Annotated in this window: 20 protein-coding genes and 3 pseudogenes; 12 read left to right on the plus strand and 11 right to left on the minus strand. The window is 68.8% G+C overall.

Annotation, left to right across the window (positions count from 1 at the left end):
* Nucleotides 1-32: 32 nt before the first annotated feature.
* The 6 genes and pseudogenes from x551_RS23295 to x551_RS04205 all read right to left on the minus strand — a co-directional run bounded on the left by x551_RS23295 (nucleotide 33) and on the right by x551_RS04205 (nucleotide 5,007).
* On the minus strand, nucleotides 33-749 hold the full coding sequence (locus x551_RS23295; protein ID WP_051495623.1) for a BamA/TamA family outer membrane protein: 717 nt from the start codon (nucleotides 747-749) through the stop codon (nucleotides 33-35).
* Nucleotides 750-778: 29 nt separating this feature from the next.
* Nucleotides 779-1,978, minus strand: a complete 1,200-nt coding sequence (locus tag x551_RS23300) for a POTRA domain-containing protein (RefSeq protein ID WP_152543398.1) — start codon at nucleotides 1,976-1,978, stop codon at nucleotides 779-781.
* A 14-nt stretch (nucleotides 1,979-1,992) separates the two neighbouring features.
* Nucleotides 1,993-3,173 (minus strand): annotated as a pseudogene (locus x551_RS04190) (hypothetical protein).
* A gap of 138 nt (nucleotides 3,174-3,311) precedes the next feature.
* Nucleotides 3,312-3,911: a GNAT family protein gene (locus tag x551_RS04195; protein WP_197028754.1), complete on the minus strand. Its 600-nt coding sequence runs from the start codon at nucleotides 3,909-3,911 to the stop codon at nucleotides 3,312-3,314.
* Entirely contained in the window at nucleotides 3,908-4,141 is a 234-nt protein-coding gene (locus tag x551_RS04200) for a hypothetical protein (RefSeq protein ID WP_011828691.1), read from the minus strand. The genes x551_RS04195 and x551_RS04200 overlap by 4 nt, the downstream gene beginning before the upstream one ends.
* Before the next feature lie 11 nt (nucleotides 4,142-4,152).
* A complete protein-coding gene (locus tag x551_RS04205; RefSeq protein WP_011828692.1) occupies nucleotides 4,153-5,007 on the minus strand; it encodes a MoxR family ATPase in 855 nt (284 codons plus the stop codon).
* A 122-nt stretch (nucleotides 5,008-5,129) separates the two neighbouring features.
* Between x551_RS04205 and x551_RS04210 the strand changes: the two genes are divergently transcribed.
* The 3 genes and pseudogenes from x551_RS04210 (at nucleotide 5,130) to x551_RS04220 (ending at nucleotide 8,785) form a co-directional block, all read left to right on the plus strand.
* The gene (locus x551_RS04210) at nucleotides 5,130-5,753 is read left to right on the plus strand and encodes a c-type cytochrome (RefSeq protein WP_231497569.1); all 624 of its coding nucleotides are present in this window, start codon (nucleotides 5,130-5,132) and stop codon (nucleotides 5,751-5,753) included.
* 158 nt (nucleotides 5,754-5,911) lie between these two features.
* Nucleotides 5,912-7,139 (plus strand): annotated as a pseudogene (locus x551_RS04215) (HD-GYP domain-containing protein).
* A 59-nt stretch (nucleotides 7,140-7,198) separates the two neighbouring features.
* Nucleotides 7,199-8,785, plus strand: a complete 1,587-nt coding sequence (locus x551_RS04220) for an ABC transporter substrate-binding protein (RefSeq protein WP_036231021.1) — start codon at nucleotides 7,199-7,201, stop codon at nucleotides 8,783-8,785.
* 23 nt (nucleotides 8,786-8,808) lie between these two features.
* Here the strand turns inward: x551_RS04220 and x551_RS04225 are convergent, their stop codons facing one another.
* Together x551_RS04225 and x551_RS04230 are read right to left on the minus strand one after the other, a co-directional pair.
* Complete coding sequence (locus tag x551_RS04225) at nucleotides 8,809-9,240, minus strand: DUF1841 family protein (RefSeq protein ID WP_036231019.1); 432 nt, start codon at nucleotides 9,238-9,240, stop codon at nucleotides 8,809-8,811.
* Between the two features lie 47 nt (nucleotides 9,241-9,287).
* The gene (locus x551_RS04230; protein ID WP_011828696.1) at nucleotides 9,288-9,929 is read right to left on the minus strand and encodes a trimeric intracellular cation channel family protein; all 642 of its coding nucleotides are present in this window, start codon (nucleotides 9,927-9,929) and stop codon (nucleotides 9,288-9,290) included.
* Between the two features lie 15 nt (nucleotides 9,930-9,944).
* On the opposite strand from x551_RS04230, the gene x551_RS04235 reads away from it, so the two are divergent.
* From x551_RS04235 to x551_RS04245, 3 genes are all read left to right on the plus strand, one after another.
* Entirely contained in the window at nucleotides 9,945-10,769 is an 825-nt protein-coding gene (locus tag x551_RS04235; RefSeq protein WP_051495624.1) for a sulfite exporter TauE/SafE family protein, read from the plus strand.
* A 61-nt stretch (nucleotides 10,770-10,830) separates the two neighbouring features.
* The gene (locus x551_RS04240) at nucleotides 10,831-11,619 is read left to right on the plus strand and encodes an enoyl-CoA hydratase-related protein (protein ID WP_011828698.1); all 789 of its coding nucleotides are present in this window, start codon (nucleotides 10,831-10,833) and stop codon (nucleotides 11,617-11,619) included.
* Between the two features lie 53 nt (nucleotides 11,620-11,672).
* Nucleotides 11,673-13,208 carry a malonyl-CoA synthase gene (locus x551_RS04245; protein ID WP_036231037.1) on the plus strand — a complete coding sequence of 512 codons (1,536 nt, stop codon included), beginning with the start codon at nucleotides 11,673-11,675 and terminating at the stop codon, nucleotides 13,206-13,208.
* Between the two features lie 9 nt (nucleotides 13,209-13,217).
* Here x551_RS04245 and x551_RS04250 read toward each other — a convergent pair whose 3' ends face one another.
* Together x551_RS04250 and x551_RS04255 are read right to left on the minus strand one after the other, a co-directional pair.
* Entirely contained in the window at nucleotides 13,218-13,658 is a 441-nt protein-coding gene (locus tag x551_RS04250; RefSeq protein WP_011828700.1) for a TM2 domain-containing protein, read from the minus strand.
* Entirely contained in the window at nucleotides 13,655-14,227 is a 573-nt protein-coding gene (locus tag x551_RS04255) for a GNAT family N-acetyltransferase (RefSeq protein WP_036231015.1), read from the minus strand. The genes x551_RS04250 and x551_RS04255 overlap by 4 nt, the downstream gene beginning before the upstream one ends.
* A 187-nt stretch (nucleotides 14,228-14,414) precedes the next feature.
* Here x551_RS04255 and rpsP point away from each other — a divergent pair, with 187 nt between their 5' ends.
* The 6 genes and pseudogenes from rpsP (at nucleotide 14,415) to x551_RS04285 (ending at nucleotide 18,369) form a co-directional block, all read left to right on the plus strand.
* Nucleotides 14,415-14,675: a 30S ribosomal protein S16 gene (gene rpsP, locus x551_RS04260; protein WP_036231012.1), complete on the plus strand. Its 261-nt coding sequence runs from the start codon at nucleotides 14,415-14,417 to the stop codon at nucleotides 14,673-14,675.
* 46 nt (nucleotides 14,676-14,721) lie between these two features.
* Nucleotides 14,722-15,301 (plus strand): annotated as a pseudogene (gene rimM, locus x551_RS04265) (ribosome maturation factor RimM).
* A 22-nt stretch (nucleotides 15,302-15,323) separates the two neighbouring features.
* The gene (trmD, locus tag x551_RS04270) at nucleotides 15,324-16,094 is read left to right on the plus strand and encodes a tRNA (guanosine(37)-N1)-methyltransferase TrmD (protein WP_011828704.1); all 771 of its coding nucleotides are present in this window, start codon (nucleotides 15,324-15,326) and stop codon (nucleotides 16,092-16,094) included.
* An 87-nt stretch (nucleotides 16,095-16,181) separates the two neighbouring features.
* Entirely contained in the window at nucleotides 16,182-16,535 is a 354-nt protein-coding gene (gene rplS, locus x551_RS04275) for a 50S ribosomal protein L19 (protein ID WP_011828705.1), read from the plus strand.
* Between the two features lie 99 nt (nucleotides 16,536-16,634).
* Nucleotides 16,635-17,318: a CoA pyrophosphatase gene (locus x551_RS04280; protein ID WP_036231009.1), complete on the plus strand. Its 684-nt coding sequence runs from the start codon at nucleotides 16,635-16,637 to the stop codon at nucleotides 17,316-17,318.
* 61 nt (nucleotides 17,319-17,379) lie between these two features.
* On the plus strand, nucleotides 17,380-18,369 hold the full coding sequence (locus tag x551_RS04285; protein WP_011828707.1) for a CobD/CbiB family protein: 990 nt from the start codon (nucleotides 17,380-17,382) through the stop codon (nucleotides 18,367-18,369).
* A gap of 22 nt (nucleotides 18,370-18,391) precedes the next feature.
* Here x551_RS04285 and x551_RS04290 read toward each other — a convergent pair whose 3' ends face one another.
* Nucleotides 18,392-19,270, minus strand: coding sequence for an alpha/beta hydrolase (locus x551_RS04290; RefSeq protein ID WP_051495621.1), 879 nt, complete (start codon nucleotides 19,268-19,270; stop codon nucleotides 18,392-18,394).
* Between the last annotated feature and the right edge of the window lie 32 nt (nucleotides 19,271-19,302).

Below are 19,302 nucleotides of genomic sequence, written 5' to 3' on the forward strand. Positions count from 1 at the left end.
GCCCGCGCCGCGCGGGGCCGGCGTGTCGGCCATCAGAACGTGACCCCCACGCTGATGTGCAGCCGCACGGCCTCGACCTGCTGGCCATAGGCCAGGTCGATGCGCAGCGGGCCGATCGGGCTGCGCCAGCGCACGCCGACGCCGTAGCCGACGGCCGCGTCGTACTCACCCCAGGTCAGAGCCGCGTTGCCGGCGTCGACGAACACGGCGCCGTACCAGTTTCGCCATTGCGGCGAGCTGTCCGACAGCCGGTGGGCCAGTTCGATGCTGCCGGTGGCCAGCACCGGGCCGCCGACCACCGCGCCATCGCGCACCGGGCCGAGCGTGCGGTAGCCATAGCCGCGTACCGAGTCGTCACCGCCGGCGCGAAACAGCAGGGAATCCGGGATGCCCAGCGTGTCACGGCGCAGCACCTGCCCGACCTCGCCGCGCAGCTGCCCGAGCCAGCCGCCGATCAGCGGGCGGTACCAGACCGCCTGCAGGTAGAGGCGCCCGAACGGCCCGCGATCGCCATCGCCGTCGTAGGCCACGCCGGCGCCGCTCTGCGCGTTCAGGATCAGGCCGCGCGTGGGGAACACGAGGTTGTTGACGTCGCGGTGCACCCATTCGTAGTTGGCGAGCAGCGCGCGGTCGGTGGTCCGGGTGGTCGCCGTCTCGACCGTGGTGCGGTTGAACTCGAGGTAGTAGAGGCGGTCGATGCGCTCGGTGTCGCGCGTGCGGCCGACGCGCGCTCGCTGGGTCTGCGTCACCGCGCCGCCGGCGTCCAGGTAGTCGGCCTTCAGCCCAGCAGGTTGCGGTAACCCTCGGGCTGCGGGTAGGTGAGCAGGTCGAACGAGGCCTCGCGTTCGTCTCGCCCCACCTTGAGTTTGGTGGTGGCCACGAGGTCATAGCCGAACACGCGGCGGTGCGTGTGCTCCACGCCGACCCGCGGGCCGGTGTTGCTCGAGAAGCCGATGCTGAACGTGGCGTTCTGCATCTTGTTCTCGCGCAGCTTCGCATAGACGATCGCGTGGTCGGCGCCCTCCGGGCTCTGGTCGAGCTCGACCGCCACCCCCTCGTAGAGACCGGTCTTCTGCAGGGCCTCCTGGTAGTCGAGCAGCTTCTTCTCGGTGTACTCGGAGCCGATCTGGAACGGCAGTACGTTCAGCGCGGCATCCTGCGGCGTGCGCTCCAGCCCTTCGACGCGGATCTCGCCGATGCGGTAGAGCGGCCCGCTATCGACCACCAGGAACAGGCGGACCGTGTTGCTGGTGGCGTCCACCTCGGCGCTGGTGCCCGAAAAGCCGGCCGTCGCGTAGCCACGCGTGCGCAGGCTGGCCAGCAGCGCGTTCTTGGCGCCGGTCCAGGCCGCCTGGCTGAACGGTGCCCCTTCCTTCAGCGACCAGCGGGCGCTCAGCCGCTGCCAGCGGGTGCGCAGGGCGGCGTTGCCAGCATTCATCGCGTCGGCATAGGGCCCCTGGACCTCGATCTGCACCCGGCCCACCCGCACCTGCGGACCGGGATCGACGCGCACCCGCACGGTCGGCGGGCCGCCGGCCGGTGCATCGTCGCGCGTCACGTCGATGCGTGCATTGAAGTAACCCTCCGGTTCCAGCAGGCTGCGAGCCTGATCCGGGGCCGCAGCGATCAGTCGGCCGATCTCGACCACCGAGATGTCGCGCTGCTCGCGAAACCGCGCCAGGTCGAGGTGGCGCACCAGCAGGTCGCGCAGCGGGTTCGGCGCCCGCACCTCGAGGTGGTAGGCAGCATGCCTGCCGGTCGTCAGCGTGGTGACGCCGCTGTCCAGCAACGGGGCACGGGCGGCTGCCTCGGTGGCGTCGGCGGCGCCTTCGCTGGCCTGGTCGGCACGCGCTTCGTCGCGGGCCGCCGTGTCGTCCTCTTCGGCCTGTGCCCATGCCACCTGCACGGACAGCAGGGTGGCGCTCCAGGCCACGGCGATCAGCACCGTCGCGATGGCGTGTCGCAGCGTGGCGGTCAACGGCCGCGGTCCGGTCACTTGCTCAGCAGGCGCATCGCACCTTCGAGCCCCTGCAGCGTCAGCGGGAACATGCGCTGCTGCATCAGCTGCTGGACGATCGAGATGCTCTGACGGTAGCCCCAGACGCCCTGCGGTTCCGGATTGATCCAGGCGTACTTGGGGAAGGCGTGAGTCAGGCGCTGCAACCATTCGGCACCGGGCTCCTCGTTGTTGTATTCGACGCTGCCGCCCGGTTGCAGGATCTCGTAGGGGCTCATCGTCGCGTCGCCGACGAAGATCAGCTTGTAGTCGCGGTTGTACTTGCGGATCACGTCCCAGGTCGAGTGCTTCTCGCTGAAGCGGCGCCGGTTGTGCTTCCACATGAAGTCGTAGACGCAGTTGTGGAAGTAGTAGAACTCCAGGTGCTTGAACTCGGTCTTGGTGGCGCTGAACAGCTCTTCCACGCGGTGGATGTGCTCGTCCATCGTGCCGCCCACGTCCATCAGCAGCAGCACCTTCACCCTGTTGTGGCGCTCTGGCACCATCTTGATGTCGAGCAGGCCGGCATTGGCGGCGGTGCGGTGGATGGTGTCGTCGAGGTCGAGTTCGAGTTCGTTGCCCTCTCGAGCGAAGCGGCGCAGCCGGCGCAGCGCGACCTTGATGTTGCGTGTGCCGAGCTCCTTGGTGTCGTCGTAGTCCTGGTAGGCGCGCTGGTCCCACACCTTGACCGCGCTCCTGTTCCTGCCCGCGCCGCCGATGCGGATGCCTGCGGGTTGTAGCCCGAGTGGCCGAACGGCGACGTGCCGCCGGTGCCGATCCACTTGCTGCCACCCTCGTGGCGCTCCTTCTGTTCCTCGAAGCGCTTCTTCAGCGTCGCCATCAGCTCGTCCCAGCCCATCTTCTCGATCGCGGCCTTCTGCTCAGGGGTGAGCTCCAGCTCCAGCGTGCGGCGCAACCAGTCGAGCGGCACCTCCTGCGTGAAGTCAGCCAGCATCTGCGCGCCCTTGAAATAGGCGGCGAAGGCACGGTCGAACTTGTCGAAGTGGGCCTCGTCCTTGACCAGCGTCGTGCGGGCCAGGAAGTAGAACTGCTCGACCGAGGGTTGGCCGTCGCGCTCGGCCAGGCCGGCCTGCAGCCCCTCGAGCAAGGTGAGGTATTCCTTGATCGAGACGGGCAGCTTCGCGCTGCGCAGCGTATAGAAGAAGTCGATCAGCATGGCATCGCGGGAGTGCGGAGCGCGGGGTGCGCCGGCCGATGAGCATCGATGGTAGCCCCAGCCCTTGCGGCTCGTGCAGACACAGCAGGTAACCCTGTGTCAACGGCCGGCTCGGGGATCGGCCGGCGGGCGCGGGTTTCAGCGCGGCCGCAGCAACTGCCACTCGAGGTGCGTCTTCACGGTCGGCCATTCCGCCGCAGTGATGCTGTACACGGCGGTGTCCCGCAGTGTGCCGTTGGCGGCGCGCTGGTGGGAGCGAAGCATGCCGTCGAGCTGGGCGCCGAGCCGCTCGATCGCGCGCCGGCTCTGGGTGTTGAGCCGGTGGGTGCGGAACTCGACGGCGATGCAGTCCAGCGTTTCGAAGGCATGCGTCAGCAGCAGCAGCTTGCATTCGGTGTTGAGTCCGGTGCGCTGCACGCGCTGCGCATACCAGGTCGAGCCGATCTCGACGCGGCGGTTCACCGAGTCGATGTTCATGTAGGTGGTCATGCCGGCCGGCGTGCCGTCGGCATCGAGCACGGTGAAGGGCAGCATCGACCCGGCCGCGTGCAGAGCCAGTCGGCGCGCGATCTCGGGTCCGATGGCCTCGGGAGCCGGGATCGCGGTGTACCAGAGCCGATGCAGCTCGCCTTCCGCGCTGGCTCGGGCCAGCGCATCGGCGTGCGCATGCGAGAGCGGCACCAGGCTGGCGTGGCGGCCCTCGAGCGTGACCGGCGAGGTGAGGGGCAGGGCACTCATGGACGATCCCGGGTGAAGGTTTGCGCCAGCGTGCGCGCCAGCCACTTGCCGAGCCCGCAGCCCAGCACGATGAATACCAGCCCGATCATCTGGGCGCCGCCGTAGCCGGGCGTGCCGACGAAATCGAAGCCCAGCAGCCGGCCGAGGCCCCAGCCGGCCAGCGCCCCGAGCACGAAGCCCAGGGCGTCGGCCACGCCGACGAGCAGGTCGCGACGGGTGTCGTTCTGCATGCGTACCCCGCTCAGCGGTTGCGCTGCTGCATGAACACCAGCTTCTCGAACAGGCTCACGTCCTGCTCGTTCTTCAGCAGCGCGCCGAGCAGCGGCGGGATGGCGACCTTGTCGTCCTGGCTCTGCAGCGCGTCGAGCGGAATGTCCTCGGCCACCAGTAGTTTGAGCCAGTCGAGCAGTTCGCTGGTGCTGGGCTTCTTCTTGAGGCCGGGCAGGCCGCGCACGTCGTAGAAGCTCTTCAGCGCCGAGGCGAGCAGCTCCTTCTTCAGCGTGGGGAAGTGCACCTCGACGATCCTGCGCATCGTCTCGGCCTCGGGAAACTTGATGTAGTGGAAGAAGCAGCGGCGCAGGAAGGCGTCGGGCAGTTCCTTCTCGTTGTTGGAGGTGATGAACACCAGCGGCCGGTGTCGCGCCTTGACCATCTCGCGCGTCTCGTAGACGTGGAACTCCATGCGGTCGAGTTCGCGCAGCAGGTCGTTCGGGAACTCGATGTCGGCCTTGTCGATCTCGTCGATCAGCAGCGCCACCGGTTGCTCGGCGGTGAAGGCCTGCCACAGTACGCCCTTGACGATGTAGTTGCGGATGTCGCGCACGCGCTCGGCACCGTCGGGTCCCGCGAGCTGGCTGTCACGCAGGCGGCTCACCGCGTCGTACTCGTACAGGCCTTGCTGCGCCTTGGTGGTGCTCTTGATGTGCCATTGCAGCAACGGCAATTTCAGAGCCGCGGCCACCTCTTCGGCCAGCATCGTCTTGCCGGTTCCGGGTTCACCCTTGATGAGCAACGGCCGCTGCAGCGTGATGGCGGCATTGACCGCCAGCATCAGGTCGGGCGTGGCGACGTACTGGTCGGAACCTGCATATTTCATGGCGGGGAGAGTCGGCTGAGGGTGTCCAAATCAGTATAGGGGGCCCGTATACTCCGCCGCTGAACTCAACCCACCGCCGGACCATGAAGACACTGTTCCCCGCGATGATCGCGCTGCTTGCGATGACCTTTGCCGCCACGACGCAAGCGCAAGACAAGGCCGGCGACGCCGCGGCCGGCCAGAAGAAGAACGCCATGTGCATCGGCTGCCACGGCATCGTCGGCTACCAGGCGAGCTTCCCGGAGATCTACAAGGTGCCGATGATCGCGGGCCAGAACGCGAAGTACATCGTGGCCGCGCTGACCGCCTACAAGAAGGGTGACCGCAAGCACCCGACGATGCGCAGCATCTCCGAGTCGCTGAGCGAGCAGGACATGGCCGACCTCGCCGCGTACTACGAAGCCGAAGGCGGCGCGCGCGCCGAGCTGCCGGCCGAACCGGCGAAGGCGCCGGATCCCGCGATCGCTGAACTGCTGACCAAGGGCAGCTGTGCCGCCTGCCACGGTGCGAACTTCAGCAAGCCCATCGACGGCAGCTACCCGAAGCTGGCGGGCCAGCACGCCGATTACCTGTACGTCGCCCTGAAGGCCTACGCGACCCAGGGCAACCCCAATGTCGGCCGCAGCCACGCGATCATGGGCGCCCAGGTCAAGGCGTTCAGCCACGCCGAGCTCAAGGGCCTGTCGAACTACATGGCCGCGCTGCCGACCGATCTGAAGACGGTGCCGCAGTCGAAGTTCAAGTAGTCCGCCGCATCCCGCGTCGGCAAGGAGCCGCCCGACCGCCAGGTCCGGCGGTTTTTTCACGCCCGCTGCGTGTTTGGTGTGCGGATGCGGCGCTCCGGCTTCAGTGCGCCCGGCTGCGGTCGATAGCGCAGCATGACCACGTTCGACGGAGAAGCGGCGTGCTGAAGAGAATCACGGTGGACCAGCTGCGGCCCGGCATGTACCTGCACGAGCTGTGCGGCTCTTGGATGGAGCACCCGTTCTGGCGCTCCAAGTTCGTGCTGCGCGATCCGGCCGACATCGCCAAGATCCGCGATAGCGGGATCGGCGAGGTGTGGATCAACGTCGAGGTCGGCATGGATGTCGAGGGCGGCATCAGCGAGTCCGACGTGCGCGAGGAGATCGAGCGCGAACTCGAGGCGGCAGCCACGGCGCCCAGCCCCTTGATCGAACTGCCGCGCTCACGGGACGAGGAGCTGGCGCAGGCTCGCAAGGTGATCGGTCGTTCGCGCGAGGCCGTGCAATCGATGTTCGCCGAGGCCCGGCTGGGTCGCGCGATGGATGTCGAGCAGGGGCGGCGCCTGGTGGAGGAGATCGCCGGCTCGGTGATGAGCAGCCCGGGCACCCTGGTGAGCCTGGCGCGCCTCAAGACCACCGATACCTACACCTACCTGCATTCCGTGGCCGTGTGCGCCTGATGGTGTCGCTGGGCCGCCAGCTGGGCCTGCGCGAGGCGCAGGTGCGCGAGGCGGGTCTGGCCGGCCTGATGCACGACCTGGGCAAGGCGGTGATGCCGAGCCCGGTGCTGAACAAGCCGGGACGCCTGACCGACGAGGAGTTTGCAATCATCCGCACCCATCCGGAGCGGGGCCATGCGCTGCTCCTCGAGGCCGGCAATGCGCCCCCGGACGTGCTCGATGTCTGCCTGCACCACCACGAGAAGGTCGACGGCAGCGGCTACCCGCACCGGCTGGCCGGCGACAAGATCTCGCTGATCGCCAAGATGGGTGCGGTGTGCGACGTCTACGACGCCATCACCTCGAACCGCCCCTACAAGGCCGGCTGGGACCCCGGCGAGTCGCTCCGCCAGATGGCGCAGTGGAAAGGGCACTTCGACCCGCTGGTCTTCCAGCCTTCGTCAAGACGGTCGGCATCTACCCGGTCGGTTCGCTGGTGAGGCTGCAGACCGGGCGGCTGGCGGTGGTGATCCAGCAGAACCCGGCGTCGCTGCTGACGCCCAAAGTCAAGGTGTTCTTCAGCACCAAGTCCAACCAGCGCATCCTGCCGGAGGAGATCGATCTCGGCGGACCCTGGTGCCAGGACAAGGTGATTGCCTGCGAGCCGCCGGACAAGTGGCCGTTCAAGGACATCGACCGGCTCTGGGCTGGGGAGGCCGCCAGACCCTGAGGGGATTGCAGGGCCTGTCTACACTGCGCGCTCCGCCGCCCGCGCGCACGAGACCTGCCATGCCGACCTTCCTTCGAGCCGCAACGTTGCTGCTGCTGGCCGCGCTGGCCACAGCCGGCTCGGCGCAGACGCTGCGCTGGGCCAGCCAGGGCGATGTCCAGACCCTGGACCCCCACTCCCAGAACGAGTCGCTGACCAATCAGATCAACGGCCAGGTCTACGAGTCGCTGGTCAATCGCGACCGGCAGCTCGCCATCGAGCCGGTGCTCGCCACCGAGTGGCAGCAGATCTCGCCGACCGTGTGGCGGCTGAAGCTGCGGCCCCAGGTCCGCTTCCACGACGGCAGCCCGTTCACCGCGGACGACGTGGTGTTCTCGGTGCTGCGGGCGCGCGATCCCGCGTCGGCGATCCGCGTCTACGCCAGCGCGTTGGGCGAGCCGAAGAAGCTCGACGCTCTGACGGTGGAGTTCCGGCTGGCGCAGGTGAACCCGATCTTCCTGCAGCACCTCAGCACGGTGCAGATCATGAGCCGCGCCTGGAGCGAGAAGCACGGTGCCGCCCGGCCGCTGGACTTCAAGAACAAGCAGGAAGGTCATGCATCGCTGAACACCAACGGCACCGGCCCGTTCATGCTGGTCTCGCGCCAGCCGGACGTGAAGACGGTCTACAAGCGCAACCCGGCCTGGTGGGGCCGCTTCGCGGGCAACCTGCAGCAGGTGGTCTACACGCCGGTGAAGAGCGATGCGACGCGCTCTGCCGCGCTGATCTCCGGCGAGCTCGACTTCGTGCTCGACCCGGCGCCGCAGGACATCGCCCGGCTGCGCAACACGGCCGGCGTGCAGGTCGTCGACGGACCGGAGAATCGCGTCCTGTTCATCGGCATGGACCAGGCGCGCGACAAGCTGCTGTACGGTCGGGTGCCCGGCGACCGCAACCCCTTCAAGGACGTGCGGGTGCGCAAGGCGCTTTACCAGGCCATCGACATCGAGACGATCAAGACGAAGCTGATGCGTGGGCAGGCCTTGCCCACCGGCGGCATCACGCCGTCTCCGCTGGGCGCCTACAACGATGCGGCGCTGGAGAAGCGCCTGCCGTTCGACCTGGCGGCGGCCCGGCAGCTGATGCAGGCCGCAGGCTACCCCGAGGGCTTCGGGGTCACGCTGGACTGCCCGAACAACCGCTACATCAACGACGAGGAGATCTGCCTCGCGCTGGCGGCCATGTGGTCGCAGCTGAAGATGAAGGTGCAGGTCAACGCGATGCCGCGCAGCACCTATTTCGCGAAGCTGGAGAAGCTGGACACCTCGCTGTACCTGCTGGGCTGGGGCGGTTCGATCACCGATGCCGAGACCACGCTGACGCCGGTGCTGCGCAGCCGCATCCCGGGCGATACGGGCGGTGTCGGGAGCTGGAACTTCGGCGGCGTCAAGGATGCCAGGCTCGACGAACTGGCCGCGGCGTCCAGCAGCGAGGCCGATCCGAAGAAGCGCGAGGCACTGGTCAAGGCGGCGCTGGCCCGCCACAACGAGCTGGTGCTGCACCTGCCGCTGCACCGGCAGATCGTGCCGTGGGCGGCGCGCAGCAACGTGACGGTGGTCCACCGCGCCGACAACTGGCTCGAGTGGTCGTGGATCAGTGTCAAGTGAGGCGGCGGCCCGCGCCGCCGACCTCAGCGCGTCGCGCGCCGCCGCACGCAGTCGATGTAGGCCTCGCCGTCCGGCGGCAACCCACTGCGCTGCGAGGCCCAGATCATCTCGCCCAGGCATTCCATCATTTCGTGCTGGGCCTCGTGGGCCGAGCCGCGGCGGGCCGCGAGCAGCTCGAAGGCCTGCTTGATGCCGCGCGGCTGGTCGACGCCCACCTGCTCGGTGATCGACAGGTGCATCGACAGGTGCAGGAAGGGATTGGTGCGGCCGTCCTCGACGCTGTAGCGGGCCGCCACCGCGGTGTCGGCGTCGGCGAGGTCGGCGTGGTATTCGGGGTGCTGGCCGATCCAGTCGGCGGCCATCGCCTCGATCGGTGCAAGCACCTCGGCGGCCTGGTGTTTGCGCTGCACCTCGCAGAAGAAGCGGCGGACGTCGTGCTGGGAGGGCGTGAACATTGCGCCATTGTCGCGCCGGCGCGGCAGGCGCCGGGGTGCGAGGGACTTCAGTCGATGCGCCAGGCTGGTAGCTGCCAGTTGCGCCAAAGCACCAGTGCGCGCAGCAGCACCGTGAGGAGCGTCCCGGCGATCAGCGCGGCAGTCTCGCTGCCGTCGAGGCTGTGCACCGCCACCACAGCCCAGCCGCCGGCGAAGGCGCACACGGCGTACGGCCGGTGGTCGCTGAAGGCCGCCGGGATTTCGTTGCACACGATGTCGCGCAGCACGCCACCGAAGACCGCGGTGACGACACCCATCAGCACCGACACCAGCGCCGGCAGCGGTGTGGCGAGCGCGATCAGCGTGCCGCTGGCGGCGAACAGCCCGAGGCCCAGCGCATCGGGCCAGACGATCGCGCGCTCGGTGGGCTGGAAGTGGCGACCGCGCATGAACAGCATCGCGATCACGGCCAGCGCCACGATGGCCCAGACGTACTGTGCATGCTGCACCCAGAAGAACGGTCGGCGGTCGAGCAGCACGTCGCGCAGCGTGCCGCCGCCGAAGGCGGTGAGGCCGGCGACCACCACGACGCCGACCGCATCGAGCCGCTTGCGCGCCGCCTCCATCAGGCCCGACAGCGCGAAGGCCAGCATCGCGGCCCACTCAGCCACAAGCAGGGCGGTCGCAAGGTTCAGCGGGTGGGCGGGCATCGGGGCGGACCGTTCATGACGGCCGACATCATCACCGATCCCGTCTTCTATGCGGTGGCCGTGCCCGCGGTGCTGCTGATGGGCGTGAGCAAGAGCGGCTTCGGGGCCGGCTTCGGCGCGCTCGCGACGCCGCTGATGGCGGTCGCGCTGCCGGTCCCCCAGGCGGCGGCGATCATGCTGCCCCTGCTCGCCGTGATGGATGCCTTCGGCCTGGCCGCACTGTGGCGCGAGGCCGACCGCTCGCTGCTCCGGCTGATGCTGCCGGCCGGCCTGCTGGGCACCGCGCTGGGAACGCTCAGCTTCGGGCTGTTGCCGACGTCGACCGTGGCGGGCATCGTCGGCGCGCTGACGCTGCTGTTCCTTGCGCAGCGCCAGTTCTTCCCGCCGCGCGCCGAAGCCCCACCGCCGCCGCGCTGGTGGGGCTTCGGGCTCGGCATCGCTGCCGGCTACACCAGCTTCGTCGCGCATGCCGGCGGGCCGCCGGCGCTCGCCTACCTGATGCCCCTGAAGTTGCGTCCGCTGGTGTTCGCCGGCACGACGGCGGTGTTCTTCGCAGCGGTCAATGCGTCGAAATGGATCCCGTACGCGTGGCTCGGCCTGATCGACCTGCGGAACCTGACCACCTCGCTGCTGCTGATGCCGCTGGCGCCCATCGGCGTGTGGATCGGGGTGCGCCTGGCCCGGCGCGTCGAGCCCACGCTGTTCTACCGCCTGCTCTCGCTCGGCATGCTGCTGACCGGCGTGAAGCTGCTGTGGGACGGGCTTCGGGGCTGGGGGCTTAGGATGCGGGCCCGGCGGTGCCTTCCGGTGCCGCGCGTCCAGCCGCAGGATCCCGCATGAAGCCTCGTTCGATCATCGTCACGGTGCACCCGGCCGCGCGCGGCGCGGTCCGCTGGCCCGCATGAGCGGCAGCCTGCATTTCGCGCGGGATCCGGCCGATCCCCGCATCGGCGTCCTGACGCTGTCGAACGCGGGCAAGCTCAACGCGATCGGCGTCGCCATGTGGCGCGAGCTCGGGACGCTGGCGGCGACGCTGGATGCGCTGCAGCCGACGCTGCACGCGGTGATCGTCCGTGGCGAGGGCGGCGACTTCGCGGCCGGAGCCGACATCGCAGAGTTCCCGGCGCACCGCTTCTCCACCCAGGCGCTGCGCGACTACCACGAGCGCCTGGTCGCGCCGGCACTGCACGCGCTGCTCGCGACGGACGTACCGCTCGTGGCGCAGATCGAGGGGGGCTGCATCGGCGGCGGCCTGGAGATCGCCGCCTGTTGCGACCTGCGCATCGCCCGGCGCGGCGCGCGCTTCGGCATCCCGATCGCCCATCTCGGCTTTCCGATGGCGCCCGACGAACTTGCGGTGGTGCTGAGCGCGGTGGGCCGGGCGAACGCGGCCGAACTGCTGCTGGAGGCCCGCCTGCTGGACACCGACGAGGCGCTGCGGCGCGGCCTGGTACAGCGCGTCGTGGACGACGTGGCAGCCGAGGCCGCCGCCACGGCTCGGCGCATCGCTGCGCTGCCGGCGTCGGTGGCGCGTGCCAACAAGCGCACGCTGCGCCAGTTGCTGAGCGGCGGGCCGACAGACGCCGAGCGCGCGCGACACTTCGGCTATGCCGACAGCGCAACGCATCTCGAAGGCGTGCAGGCCTTCCTGGATCGGCGCCGGCCGGTGTTTCCGGACGATCCGGTATGACGCGGGCGGCCACGGCGCACCTCGATGACCTTGATGTGGAACGGAATCCGCTCATGAAGAACGACAACCTGTTCGTCGCGTTGCGCGCCGGCTTCCCGGCCGATCTGGACGGCGTGGCGATCGAGGCCGACGGGGGGCTGGTCTACCGCTGGCGCGACATCGAGCGCGCCACCGCGATGATCGCCAACCTACTGGTGTCGCTGGAACTGCCGACCGGCGCCCGCATCGCCGTGCACACCGACAAATCGGTCGAGGCGCTGCTGCTTTATCTGGCCACGCTGCGCGCCGGCTTCGTCTACCTGCCGCTCAACAATGGCTACCAGCAGGCCGAGCTCGACTACTTCATCGAGAACGCCGAGCCGGACGTGGTGGTGTGCGCCACCCGCAACTTCCCCTGGATCAGCAAGCTGGCGTTCCGGCGGGGTGTGGGTCATGTGTTCACGCTGAACGACGACCGCAGCGGCACGCTGCTGGAGCGTGCCGCGCAGCAGGACGACCGGCACGAGCCGGCGCGGGTGGGCACCGACGAAGTGGCCGCCATCCTGTACACCTCCGGGACGACCGGGCGCAGCAAGGGCGCGATGCTCAGCCACGGTAACCTGCTGAGCAACGCGCGCACGCTGCAGCGCTACTGGGACTGGCGGCCCGACGACGTGCTGGTCCACGCGCTGCCGATCTTCCACGTGCACGGCCTGTTCGTCGCCTGCCACGGCGCCCTGCTGAACGGCAGCCGGATGCTGTGGCTGAACCGCTTCGATCCCGCCGCGGTGATCGAGCGCCTGCCGCGTGCCACCGTGTTCATGGGCGTGCCGACGCTCTATGTGCGGCTGCTGCAGGACCCCGCGCTGACACGCGCCGCCTGCGCCCGGATGCGGCTGTGCATCTCCGGCTCGGCGCCGCTGTTGATCGAGACCTTCCGGGACTGGCAATCGCGCACCGGCCTGACGATCCTCGAACGCTACGGCATGAGCGAGACGGCGATGCTCACCTCCAATCCCTGCCGTCCGGAAGACGGCGACCGCATCGGCGGAACCGTCGGCCGACCGCTGCCGGGCGTGGCGTTGCGCGTGGTCGACGATGCCGGCAAGGCCTGTCCGGCGGGCGAGATGGGCGGGGTTGAGGTGCGGGGGCCGAATGTGTTCAAGGGCTACTGGCGCATGCCCGACAAGACAGCCGAGGAGTTCACCGCGGACGGCTGGTTCAGGACCGGCGACGTCGGGCGGCTCGACGAGCGGGGCTACTTGACGATCGTCGGCCGCAGCAAGGACCTGATCATCAGCGGTGGCTACAACGTCTATCCGGCCGAGGTGGAGGGTTACCTCAACGAACTGCCGGGCGTCGCGGAGTCGGCGGTGATCGGCGTGCCGCATCCGGATTTCGGGGAGGCGGTGGTGGCCGTCGTGGTGGCGCGGTCGGACGCCGGGGTGGACGGGGCGCAATTGGTGACGCAACTCAAGTCGCGCATTGCCGCGTTCAAGCTGCCCAAGCGGGTGTTCGTCATGGCCGAACTGCCGCGCAACGCGATGGGCAAGGTGCAGAAGAACCTGCTGCGCCAGCAGCATGCCGGGGTGTTCGTGAGCGCCGCCTGAGGCGGAAGCTCACTGGCTGATCTGCCGCCCGGCCTCGACTTGGGACTCGAAGTAGCGCTGCCCGCTGAAGGCGATGGTGGCGATCAGCACGGTGGCGCCGACGAACACGGCCCCGACCACACCGAACACCACCAGCCAGCCGCTCGGGCGGACAGCCGCACCGGCGTTGTGGCGCGCGTTCCAGCGTTCGTCTGGCGTCAGGCCGTAGACGATCGCGGCCAGCATGCTCGCGGCCAGTGCCAGGCCCAGCAGCGGGATCAGCGCCCAGGCCAGGCGATCGTCCTGCCCCAGTTCGAGCATGCGCTCCACGCCGTACAGGCCCAGCAGCGTCGGCGGCACGTGCAGCCAGCCCCAGGCATCGCGCAGTCCGTGCAGGTAGAAGCGGTGGAGGCCCATGCTGCCGGCGATGAAGGCGAGCCAGGTCGCCAGCGTCTTGGAGCGCGGGATCATGAACGGCCTCCTGCCGGGGGGCAATCCGAAGGCGGCGTGGCATCGCCGTCGCCGAGCCTGCGCTGCATGATGACCACGTCGAGCCAACGGTCGAACTTCCAGCCGGCCGCGTGCATCGTGCCCACATCGGCGAAGCCGAGCGCGCGGTGCAGGCCGATCGACGCGGCATTGGTGCTGTCGCCGATCACGGCGAACATTTGCCTCGCGCCCCAGGCCTCGCAGCGGGAGATCAGCTCCGCCAGCAGCGCCCGGCCCACACCCTGGCGGTGTGCGTGCGGGGCCAGGTAGATCGAGTCCTCGAGTGCGAACCGGTAAGCCAGGCGCGGGCGGAAAGGCGCTGCGTAGGCATAGCCGAGCAGGTCGCCGTGGCGTTCGGCCACCAGCCAGGGCAAGCCCTTGGCGAGCACGTCGTCTCGGCGCCGGGCCATCTCCTCGAGGCTCGGGCCCTCCAGCTCGAAGGTGCCGCTGCCATGCTGGGCATGCCAGCCATAGAGGGCGGTGAGGGCCGGCAGGTCGGCGGCGGCGCTGGGCCGCAGCAGGAGCGCAGCGGCAGGGTAGGTGGCACTCATCGGGAACGAGTTTATAATGCGCGGTTTCGGTGGCGGCTTCGTCCATCTGCCGTGCAGCAATGCGCGACGATGGCCCGGAGCGTATCTACGACGCCGAGCACGGGCAGCGCGAGCTGCCGATGAACCGATTCGCCGGCCCCGCGTGTCCCGGGTGACGTGGATCCTGAACCAGACTCAAGGAAACAACATGGTCGTGATCCGACTCGCACGTGGCGGCTCCAAGAAGCGCCCCTTCTACAACATCGTCGCCGCCCCGGCCCGCAACCGTCGCGACGGCCGCTTCCTGGAGCGCGTCGGCTTCTACAACCCGGTCGCGGCCGGCGGCGAAGAGCCGCTGCGCGTCGCGTTCGACCGCATCGACCACTGGGTCAGCCACGGCGCCCAGCTGTCGCCGACCGTCGCGCGTCTGGTGAAGGACGCCAAGGCCAAGGTCGCGCCGGCGGCCTGATGCCGCTGCTGCAGCGACGAACGCCTGCCGCACCGTGAGCGCCTCCGTGCTCGACGACGAGGTCGTCTGGCCCGAGGATGCCATCGAGGTCGGGCGCATCGTCGATGCCTGGGGGATCAAGGGGGGCATCAAGGTGCTGCCCTTCTCCAGCGATCCCCAGGCGCTGTTCTCGTCGCGCCGCTGGTTCCTGCGGCCGCCCGAGAAGCCCCTGGGGCCGAAGGCGGCCAAGCCGCTGCCGACGCTGCTACGCATCACGAACGCCCGCGAGCAGGGTGATGTGATCGTGGCTACCGCTCAGGATGTCGCAGACCGCAACGCCGCCGAGGCTGCGGGGCTGCAGCGTGTTCGTGTCGCGCGCGAGCTTTCCCACTGCCGACGTCGACGAGTATTACTGGATCGACCTGATCGGGTTGGCTGTCGTCAATCGCGAAGGGCAGGCTCTGGGCAATGTGGCTGACCTGCTGGACACGGGGGCGCACAGCGTGCTGCGCGTCACTCAGGTCGAGACGGATGCCCAGGGCCGGTCGCTGGAACGCGAGCGGCTCATTCCCTTCGTCGCGGCCTACATCAACGCGGTGAGCCTTGAGCAGCGTTGCATCACGGTTGACTGGGGTCTCGATTTCTGAGTCGACTGCGCGCCTCCTCGCCATGCGCTTCGACGTCCTGACGCTGTTCCCCGAACTGTTCGCTCCGTTCCAGGCCGTGGGCGTGACGCGCCGCGCCTTCGAGAGCGGCGCCATCGACCTGAAGCTCTGGCAGCCCCGTGACTTTGCCGACAATGCCTACCGCCGCGTCGATGACCGGCCCTACGGCGGTGGCCCCGGCATGGTGATGCTGGTCGAGCCGCTGGAGCGCGCCTTGGCCGCGGTGCGCGATGACCAAGCCGCTGCAGGGGCCGCTCGCACGCCGGTCCTGCTGTTCAGCCCGGCCGGCGCGCCGCTCACGCAGAGGCGCGTCGAAGCGCTGGCGTCCGAGGCAGGCGCGGTCCTGGTATGCGGTCGCTACGAAGGGATCGATCAGCGCTTCATCGACCGCCATGTCGACGAGGAACTGAGCCTCGGCGATTTTGTGTTGTCGGGCGGCGAACTGCCGGCCCTGGCCCTGGTCGATGCCGTGGCGCGCCTGCAGCCCGGCGTGCTGAACGACCAGACCTCGCATCAGCAGGACAGCTTTTCCGATGGCCTGCTGGACTGCCCGCACTACAGCCGCCCGGAGCATCTGGGAGACGCCGCCGCGGACGGCGTGCCGGCGACGCTGATGTCCGGCCATCATGCCGAGATCGCCCGCTGGCGGCGCGAGCGGCAGTTGGAACTGACGGCCAGGCGCCGCCCCGATCTGATCGCCGCTGCCCGCGCCCAGGGGCGGCTGACGAAGGCAGACGAACGCTACCTGCAGTCGCTGCCGGGACTTGGCCTATAATCTAAGGCTTTTCGATCCTCTACCCGGCCATTCAAAACAGCTCCCTTGCCAGGGAACGCGGCGCGGGCACGATCACTTGGAGAACCCATGGACCTGATCCAAACCCTCGAGCAGGAAGAGATTGCTCGCCTGAACAAGACCATTCCGGCCTTCGCGCCGGGCGACACGGTGATCGTCAGCGTCAACGTCGTCGAAGGCACGCGAAAGCGCCTGCAGGCCTACGAAGGCGTGGTCATCGCCAAGCGCAACCGCGGCCTGAACAGCTCGTTCATCGTGCGCAAGATCTCCAGTGGCGAAGGCGTCGAGCGGACTTTCCAGCTCTACAGCCCGCTGATCGCGTCGATCGAAGTCAAGCGCCGTGGCGACGTGCGCCGTGCCAAGCTGTACTACCTGCGCCAGCGCAGCGGCAAGTCGGCACGCATCAAGGAAAAGCTCGCCTGACCCTTGGGTCAGCCGCTCGCGGTCGCGTCAAAAACTGCCTCACCAAGAGCCGCCCTCCGGGCGGCTTTTTCGTTCCCGAACGCCTAAGCTCGCACTTCCATGCAACGCATTCCGATCATCGATCCCAGGGCCGTGCCGGTGGTCGGGCGCGATTCACACCTTTCTGCCGTGCCGCTCGATCGCTTCCTGCCGGCGGCACTGCGGCAGCGCTTCCTCGCGCCCCCCGCGTGGCAGGTCGAGTTCCCGGGCGATGGGCGGCTCATCGATCGGGAGCCCGCCAACGCCTCGGTGCTGTTGCCGCTCGTCGTCCGCGACGGAGGTCCGGCGGTGCTGCTGACGCAGCGCACCGACCACCTGACCGATCACGCCGGCCAGATCAGCTTTCCCGGCGGCCGCGCCGAGCCGGAGGACGCCGATGCGATCGCGACGGCGTTGCGCGAGACCGAGGAAGAGGTCGGTCTGCCGCGCCGACACATCGAGGTGATCGGCACGCTGCCGATCTACACCACGGTCACCAACTTCGTCGTCACGCCGGTCGTTGCACTGATCGAGCCCGGCTTCACGGCCCGGCCCGATCCCTTCGAGGTGGCCGAGGTGTTCGAGGTGCCGCTCGCCTTCCTGATGAACCCCGCGCACCATCAGCGCCACCTGTTCGAAGGCCCGGGCGGCCAGAGGTCGTTCTACTCGATGCCGTGGTACCCGACCCCCGAGTCCCCGGGCTATTTCATCTGGGGCGCGACCGCCGCGATGCTGCGCAACTTTTACCGCTTCCTCACCGCCTGACGACGCGGCAGCTCGCCGTCGTCCGCGTCTTGCGAGGCGGGCGCCTCGGTATCATCGACCCATGAGTTTCTTCGCGGTCTTGCTGGCCCTCGTCATCGAGCAACTTCATCCCCTGCCACGCAGCAACGGCATCCACGACGCGATGGTGGTGTGGATCCGGTGGACCGGCCGCAACTTCGATGCCGGGCGCGATCACCATTCCTGGGTTGTCTGGATCATTACGGTGGTGCTGCCCGCGCTGCTGGTGTTCGCGGTGCACTTCGCACTGGCGCACTTCAGCATCCTGCTGGCGCTGGTGTGGGACGTGCTGGTGCTCTACCTCACGCTCGGTTTCCGGCAGTTCAGCCACTACTTCACCGACATCCGCGACGCGCTGGAGCGGGGCGACGAGATCGAAGCCCGCCGGCTGCTGGCCGAGTGGCGTCAGCTCGACGCCAGCGACCTGCCGCGCACCGAACTGCTGAGGCACGTGATCGAGCATTCGCTGGTCGCGGCGCATCGCCATGTGTTCGGCGTGTTCTTCTGGTTCGTGCTGCTGTCCACGCTCGGTCTGGGTCCGGCCGGCGCGGTGCTGTACCGCCTGGCCGAGTTCTCGAGCCGCTATTGGGCCTTCCGCAGCCGCACAGTGGGAGTGCCGATCAACGAGCGGCTGATGCAGCGCTCGCAGCAGTTGTTCGCCTGGATCGACCACCTGCCGGCGCGCCTCACGGCCTTCGGCTTCGCGGTGGTCGGAGATTTCGAGGCCGCGATCGAATGCTGGCGACGCGATGCCGGGCTGTGGCGGTCACGGAACGACGGCACCATCCTGGCGGCGGCAGCCGGTGCGGTCGGTGTGCGCCTGGGCGGCAGCGCGCCGCCGCCGCTGCAGACCGATCAATCCAAGGACTTCGCCACCGGCGCCAACCGGCAGGACACGGATGCAGTGGGCTCGACGCCTGGGCTCGCACCGGAACTCGGCCACCTTCGCAGCGTGGTGGGACTGGTATGGCGCTCGGTGGTGCTGTGGATGCTGCTGCTGGCCTTGCTGAGCCTGGCCAACCTGATCGGCTGAGGCGCGGCGGCGGGGGGCCTCGTCAGGCCATTGGCGGCTGCTTGATGAACGCTTCCACGTCGTCAAGCACCGGTGCCAGGAAGCGCAGCGGGCGTGCAAGCGCGCCCGCCAGCGTCACGTGATTCACCCGCTCGTAGAGATGCAGGCTGACGTTCGTGCCGTGTGACTCGAGGCGACGTGCGAGCTGAATGGTGTTGCGCTGCGGGTCGACCAACGAGTCCTTCGCGGCCGCGCCGAGAAAGCTGCGGATCGCGGCGCGATCGGCATACCGGATCGGCTGAGACTCGGGTGGAACCTCGGGGTGATGGAACACCGGGCGCACGTCGGGGTTGACGATCGGGATGAAGTCGTAGGGCCCGGCCAGGCCGATCCAGCCGGCCAGCTGCCGCGGAGTGCAGTGCTCGGCGGCCAGCCAGCGCGGGTCGAGCGCCAGCATCGCGGCGTTGTAGGCGCCAGCGCTGTGACCCATCACGAAGACCCGGTCGGCATCGCCTCCCAGTCCACGCGTCTCGTCCAGCGTCCACGCCAGCGCCGCAGCGCAGTCACGCAGGAAATCGGGATAGCTCACCTGCGGATAGAGGCGGTAGTCGGCGATGACGGTCAGCACGCCTCGCGAGGCGAGCGCCTCGCCGACGAAGCGGTAATCGGCTCGCTCGCCGTTGTTCCAGGAGCCGCCGTAGAAGAACAGGGCGACCGGGTGGCCCGCGCGGGTCGCCGCGCGGGTCGGCGTGTAGATGTCGAGGCGCTGCCGTGGGACCGGGCCGTAGGGCAAGTCGGCCTTCAGCGTGTACGTATCCGAGTCAGCCAGCGCATTGAGTACACGCGTCGGCGCACAGGCGGTCAGGCCCAGCGCCAGGCCGGTCAGGCCGCCGGTCCGCAGCAACGTACGTCGCGAGTTCATTCGCAGAGGTACGCGCGTCGCCGGCGCCTGGA

This window comes from Methylibium sp. T29 (assembly GCF_000576205.1).
In the GTDB taxonomy this organism is placed as follows: Bacteria; Pseudomonadota; Gammaproteobacteria; order Burkholderiales; family Burkholderiaceae_C; genus Methylibium; species Methylibium petroleiphilum.

Bases quoted from the DNA above. Each gene is read 5' to 3' on its own strand.
- x551_RS04195 (WP_197028754.1), bottom strand. From the start codon at position 3,911: ATGAGTGCCCTGCCCCTCACCTCGCCGGTCACGCTCGAGGGCCGCCAC.
- x551_RS04200 (WP_011828691.1), bottom strand. From the start codon at position 4,141: ATGCAGAACGACACCCGTCGCGACCTGCTCGTCGGCGTGGCCGACGCC.
- x551_RS04205 (WP_011828692.1), bottom strand. From the start codon at position 5,007: ATGAAATATGCAGGTTCCGACCAGTACGTCGCCACGCCCGACCTGATG.
- x551_RS04210 (WP_231497569.1), top strand. From the start codon at position 5,130: ATGACCTTTGCCGCCACGACGCAAGCGCAAGACAAGGCCGGCGACGCC.
- x551_RS04220 (WP_036231021.1), top strand. From the start codon at position 7,199: ATGCCGACCTTCCTTCGAGCCGCAACGTTGCTGCTGCTGGCCGCGCTG.
- x551_RS04225 (WP_036231019.1), bottom strand. From the start codon at position 9,240: ATGTTCACGCCCTCCCAGCACGACGTCCGCCGCTTCTTCTGCGAGGTG.
- x551_RS04230 (WP_011828696.1), bottom strand. From the start codon at position 9,929: ATGCCCGCCCACCCGCTGAACCTTGCGACCGCCCTGCTTGTGGCTGAG.
- x551_RS04235 (WP_051495624.1), top strand. From the start codon at position 9,945: ATGACGGCCGACATCATCACCGATCCCGTCTTCTATGCGGTGGCCGTG.
- x551_RS04240 (WP_011828698.1), top strand. From the start codon at position 10,831: ATGAGCGGCAGCCTGCATTTCGCGCGGGATCCGGCCGATCCCCGCATC.
- x551_RS04245 (WP_036231037.1), top strand. From the start codon at position 11,673: ATGAAGAACGACAACCTGTTCGTCGCGTTGCGCGCCGGCTTCCCGGCC.
- x551_RS04250 (WP_011828700.1), bottom strand. From the start codon at position 13,658: ATGATCCCGCGCTCCAAGACGCTGGCGACCTGGCTCGCCTTCATCGCC.
- x551_RS04255 (WP_036231015.1), bottom strand. From the start codon at position 14,227: ATGAGTGCCACCTACCCTGCCGCTGCGCTCCTGCTGCGGCCCAGCGCC.
- rpsP (WP_036231012.1), top strand. From the start codon at position 14,415: ATGGTCGTGATCCGACTCGCACGTGGCGGCTCCAAGAAGCGCCCCTTC.
- trmD (WP_011828704.1), top strand. From the start codon at position 15,324: ATGCGCTTCGACGTCCTGACGCTGTTCCCCGAACTGTTCGCTCCGTTC.
- rplS (WP_011828705.1), top strand. From the start codon at position 16,182: ATGGACCTGATCCAAACCCTCGAGCAGGAAGAGATTGCTCGCCTGAAC.
- x551_RS04280 (WP_036231009.1), top strand. From the start codon at position 16,635: ATGCAACGCATTCCGATCATCGATCCCAGGGCCGTGCCGGTGGTCGGG.
- x551_RS04285 (WP_011828707.1), top strand. From the start codon at position 17,380: ATGAGTTTCTTCGCGGTCTTGCTGGCCCTCGTCATCGAGCAACTTCAT.
- x551_RS04290 (WP_051495621.1), bottom strand. From the start codon at position 19,270: ATGAACTCGCGACGTACGTTGCTGCGGACCGGCGGCCTGACCGGCCTG.